The following is a 5297-nucleotide window of genomic DNA, read 5'->3' as shown; positions in this document are numbered from 1 at the left end:
GGGTTGGTCGAGATGACTGTGGCCTGTGGGTGCGTCCGTTCCTTGAGAACTCAACAGCGTGCACTTGTCAAATGCCAATTTATTCCTCGTCGGTCTGACTTTTGTTGGATTGCGAGAAATTCCTTTGGATCGAAGACCAGCCTTTTTGGTTGGCATATGGATACGTCAGTAATGATGTTTCTCTTTGGTCGGTTTCAAACTCGCTGCGGCATCGTTTTCCCGGTGTTGTGGTTTTTTCTTTTACGGAGAGTTTGATCCTGGCTCAGGATGAACGCTGGCGGCGTGCTTAACACATGCAAGTCGAACGGTGAAGCCAAGCTTGCTTGGTGGATCAGTGGCGAACGGGTGAGTAACACGTGAGCAACCTGCCCTGGACTCTGGGATAAGCGCTGGAAACGGCGTCTAATACTGGATATGAGCCTCTATCGCATGGTGGGGGTTGGAAAGATTTTTTGGTCTGGGATGGGCTCGCGGCCTATCAGCTTGTTGGTGAGGTAATGGCTCACCAAGGCGTCGACGGGTAGCCGGCCTGAGAGGGTGACCGGCCACACTGGGACTGAGACACGGCCCAGACTCCTACGGGAGGCAGCAGTGGGGAATATTGCACAATGGGCGAAAGCCTGATGCAGCAACGCCGCGTGAGGGATGACGGCCTTCGGGTTGTAAACCTCTTTTAGCAGGGAAGAAGCGAAAGTGACGGTACCTGCAGAAAAAGCGCCGGCTAACTACGTGCCAGCAGCCGCGGTAATACGTAGGGCGCAAGCGTTATCCGGAATTATTGGGCGTAAAGAGCTCGTAGGCGGTTTGTCGCGTCTGCTGTGAAATCCCGAGGCTCAACCTCGGGCCTGCAGTGGGTACGGGCAGACTAGAGTGCGGTAGGGGAGATTGGAATTCCTGGTGTAGCGGTGGAATGCGCAGATATCAGGAGGAACACCGATGGCGAAGGCAGATCTCTGGGCCGTAACTGACGCTGAGGAGCGAAAGGGTGGGGAGCAAACAGGCTTAGATACCCTGGTAGTCCACCCCGTAAACGTTGGGAACTAGTTGTGGGGACCATTCCACGGTTTCCGTGACGCAGCTAACGCATTAAGTTCCCCGCCTGGGGAGTACGGCCGCAAGGCTAAAACTCAAAGGAATTGACGGGGACCCGCACAAGCGGCGGAGCATGCGGATTAATTCGATGCAACGCGAAGAACCTTACCAAGGCTTGACATACACCAGAACGGGCCAGAAATGGTCAACTCTTTGGACACTGGTGAACAGGTGGTGCATGGTTGTCGTCAGCTCGTGTCGTGAGATGTTGGGTTAAGTCCCGCAACGAGCGCAACCCTCGTTCTATGTTGCCAGCACGTAATGGTGGGAACTCATGGGATACTGCCGGGGTCAACTCGGAGGAAGGTGGGGATGACGTCAAATCATCATGCCCCTTATGTCTTGGGCTTCACGCATGCTACAATGGCCGGTACAAAGGGCTGCAATACCGTGAGGTGGAGCGAATCCCAAAAAGCCGGTCCCAGTTCGGATTGAGGTCTGCAACTCGACCTCATGAAGTCGGAGTCGCTAGTAATCGCAGATCAGCAACGCTGCGGTGAATACGTTCCCGGGTCTTGTACACACCGCCCGTCAAGTCATGAAAGTCGGTAACACCTGAAGCCGGTGGCCCAACCCTTGTGGAGGGAGCCGTCGAAGGTGGGATCGGTAATTAGGACTAAGTCGTAACAAGGTAGCCGTACCGGAAGGTGCGGCTGGATCACCTCCTTTCTAAGGAGCATCTGGCACTCGGGTTTCGGTTCGGGTGTCCAGGCGCCAGGTCAGCACCGGATGTGTGCTGCTGGTTAGCTCATGGGTGGAACATTTGACTTGGTGCTCACGTCGATGGTTTGGATCTAGTACGCAGCTTGTCTGTTGGAATGGTTCGGGTCGGAGGGGTGGGTACATGCACGCTGTTGGGTCCTGAGGGGCCGGGCGCTGATCGCGCTAGTCGTTGTGGCTGGTGGTGGTTGGTGGCTGTTCCTCTAGGGCTCGCCCTGGTGCCACGGTTTGTGGTGTTGGGGTGGGTACCGCCCGTACTTTGAGAACTACACAGTGGACGCGAGCATCTTCGAGTCAGTCTTCGGGCTGGCTCGTGAAGATGATCTTAAAGATCATTAGTCAATTTTTTGACGATTCAACTCATGTGATTTCAAGTCTTTAAGAGCAAACGGTGGATGCCTTGGCATCTGGAGCCGAAGAAGGACGTAGCAATCTGCGATAAGCCTCGGGGAACTGATAAGCGAGTTTTGATCCGAGGGTGTCCGAATGGGGAAACCCCGCCAGGGCGCGTGCGTACCTGGTGACTCCCGCCTGAATATATAGGGCGGGTAGAGGGAACGTGGGGAAGTGAAACATCTCAGTACCCACAGGAAGAGAAAGCAACAGCGATTCCGTGAGTAGTGGCGAGCGAAACCGGAAGAGGCTAAACCTCATGCGTGTGATACCCGGCAGGGGTTGCGTGTGGGGGGTTGTGGGACTTTTCTGATTGTTCTGCCGAGCAGTCGACGTGACAAGAGGGTATAGACGAACGGTTTTGAACGGCCGGTCATAGAGGGTGCGAACCCCGTAGTCGAAATGCCTGTTCTTGGCGTGAAGAGTATCCCAAGTAGCACGGGGCCCGAGAAATCCCGTGTGAATCTGTCAGGACCACCTGATAAGCCTAAATACTCCCAGATGACCGATAGCGGACAAGTACCGTGAGGGAAAGGTGAAAAGTACCCCGGGAGGGGAGTGAAATAGTACCTGAAACCGTTTGCTTACAAACCGTTGGAGCCTCCTTAGTAGGGGTGACAGCGTGCCTTTTGAAGAATGAGCCTGCGAGTTAGCGATACGTGGCGAGGTTAACCCGTGTGGGGTAGCCGTAGCGAAAGCGAGTCTGAATAGGGCGATTCAGTCGCGTGTCCTAGACCCGAAGCGAAGTGATCTATCCATGGCCAGGTTGAAGCGACGGTAAGACGTCGTGGAGGACCGAACCCACTTAGGTTGAAAACTGAGGGGATGAGCTGTGGATAGGGGTGAAAGGCCAATCAAACTTCGTGATAGCTGGTTCTCTCCGAAATGCATTTAGGTGCAGCGTTGCGTGTTTCTTGCCGGAGGTAGAGCTACTGGATGGCCGATGGGCCCTACAAGGTTACTGACGTCAGCCAAACTCCGAATGCCGGTAAGTGAGAGCGCAGCAGTGAGACTGTGGGGGATAAGCTTCATAGTCGAGAGGGAAACAACCCAGACCACCAACTAAGGTCCCTAAGCGCGTGCTAAGTGGGAAAGGATGTGGAGTTGCTTTGACAACCAGGAGGTTGGCTTAGAAGCAGCCACCCTTGAAAGAGTGCGTAATAGCTCACTGGTCAAGTGATTCCGCGCCGACAATGTAACGGGGCTCAAGCACGCCACCGAAGTTGTGGCATTGACATTATTGGTAGGCCTTCGTGGTCCAGCCGTGTTGATGGGTAGGAGAGCGTCGTGTGGCGAGTGAAGCGGCGGGGTGACCCAGCCGTGGACGCTACACGAGTGAGAATGCAGGCATGAGTAGCGAAAGACGTGTGAGAAACACGTCCTCCGAAAGACCAAGGGTTCCAGGGTCAAGCTAATCTTCCCTGGGTAAGTCGGGACCTAAGGCGAGGCCGACAGGCGTAGTCGATGGACAACGGGTTGATATTCCCGTACCGGCGAAGAACCGCCCCAGTCAATCCAGTGGTGCTAAGAGTCCTAGCTCAGAATTTTCCGGATCCCTTCGGGGTGATGGTTGTCTGTGTGAACGCTCGACCCCATGCTGGTGCGGCTAGCGTATTAACAGGTGTGACGCAGGAAGGTAGCCCAAGCCAGGCGATGGTAGTCCTGGTGCAAGTGCGTAGGCCAAGTGATAGGCAAATCCGTCACTTATTCAGGCTGAGACACGATGCGGATAAAAAGTGGGTGATCCTATGCTGCCGAGAAAAGCATCGACGCGAGGTTCCAGCCGCCCGTACCCCAAACCGACTCAGGTGGTCAGGTAGAGAATACCAAGGAGATCGAGAGAATCGTGGTTAAGGAACTCGGCAAAATGCCCCCGTAACTTCGGGAGAAGGGGGGCCATCCACTTATTAGGACTTGCTCCGAAAGGGTGTGGTGGCCGCAGAGACTAGTGGGTAGCGACTGTTTACTAAAAACACAGGTCCGTGCCAAGTCGCAAGACGATGTATACGGACTGACGCCTGCCCGGTGCTGGAAGGTTAAGAGGACCGGTTAGCCGCAAGGCGAAGCTGAGAATTTAAGCCCCAGTAAACGGCGGTGGTAACTATAACCATCCTAAGGTAGCGAAATTCCTTGTCGGGTAAGTTCCGACCTGCACGAATGGCGTAACGACTTCCCAACTGTCTCAACCGCGAACTCGGCGAAATTGCATTACGAGTAAAGATGCTCGTTACGCGCAGCAGGACGGAAAGACCCCGTGACCTTTACTACAGCTTGGTATTGGTGTTCGGTGTGGCTTGTGTAGGATAGGTGGGAGACGGTGAAGCATTCACGCCAGTGAGTGTGGAGTCATTGTTGAAATACCACTCTGGTCACTCTGGATATCTAACTTAGGACCGTGATCCGGTTCAGGGACAGTGCCTGGTGGGTAGTTTAACTGGGGCGGTTGCCTCCCAAAATGTAACGGAGGCGCCCAAAGGTTCCCTCAACCTGGTTGGCAATCAGGTGGCGAGTGTAAGTGCACAAGGGAGCTTGACTGTGAGACTGACAGGTCGAGCAGGGACGAAAGTCGGGACTAGTGATCCGGCAGTGGCTTGTGGAAGCGCTGTCGCTCAACGGATAAAAGGTACCTCGGGGATAACAGGCTGATCTTGCCCAAGAGTCCATATCGACGGCATGGTTTGGCACCTCGATGTCGGCTCGTCGCATCCTGGGGCTGGAGTAGGTCCCAAGGGTTGGGCTGTTCGCCCATTAAAGCGGTACGCGAGCTGGGTTTAGAACGTCGTGAGACAGTTCGGTCCCTATCCGCTGCGCGCGTAGGAAGTTTGAGAGGATCTGACCCTAGTACGAGAGGACCGGGTTGGACGAACCTCTGGTGTGTCAGTTGTTCCGCCAGGAGCACCGCTGATTAGCTACGTTCGGGATGGATAACCGCTGAAAGCATCTAAGCGGGAAGCCGGCCTCAAGATGAGACTTCCATACCATTTATGGTGAGAGGCTCCCAGCCAGACTACTGGGTTGATAGGCCGGATGTGGAAGCGTAGTAATACGTGAAGCTGACCGGTACTAATAAGCCGATGACTTGATAACACACC

At 54.7% G+C, this 5297-nt stretch carries 2 rRNA genes; both read left to right on the top strand.

Features of this window, described 5'->3' with window-relative positions:
* The first annotated feature begins 239 nt into the window (after window positions 1-239).
* A 16S ribosomal RNA gene (locus ACIPVB_RS15465) occupies window positions 240-1761 on the top strand.
* A gap of 419 nt (window positions 1762-2180) precedes the next feature.
* Window positions 2181-5292: ribosomal RNA gene (locus ACIPVB_RS15460) — 23S ribosomal RNA — on the top strand.
* Together the 16S and 23S rRNA genes form the textbook arrangement of a ribosomal RNA operon.
* The last annotated feature ends 5 nt before the right edge of the window (window positions 5293-5297 follow it).

The sequence above is a fragment of the Microbacterium sp. NPDC090007 genome, assembly GCF_044748345.1.
GTDB lineage: Bacteria > Actinomycetota > Actinomycetes > Actinomycetales > Microbacteriaceae > Microbacterium.
This window is presented reverse-complemented; position numbering and strand designations above follow the sequence as displayed.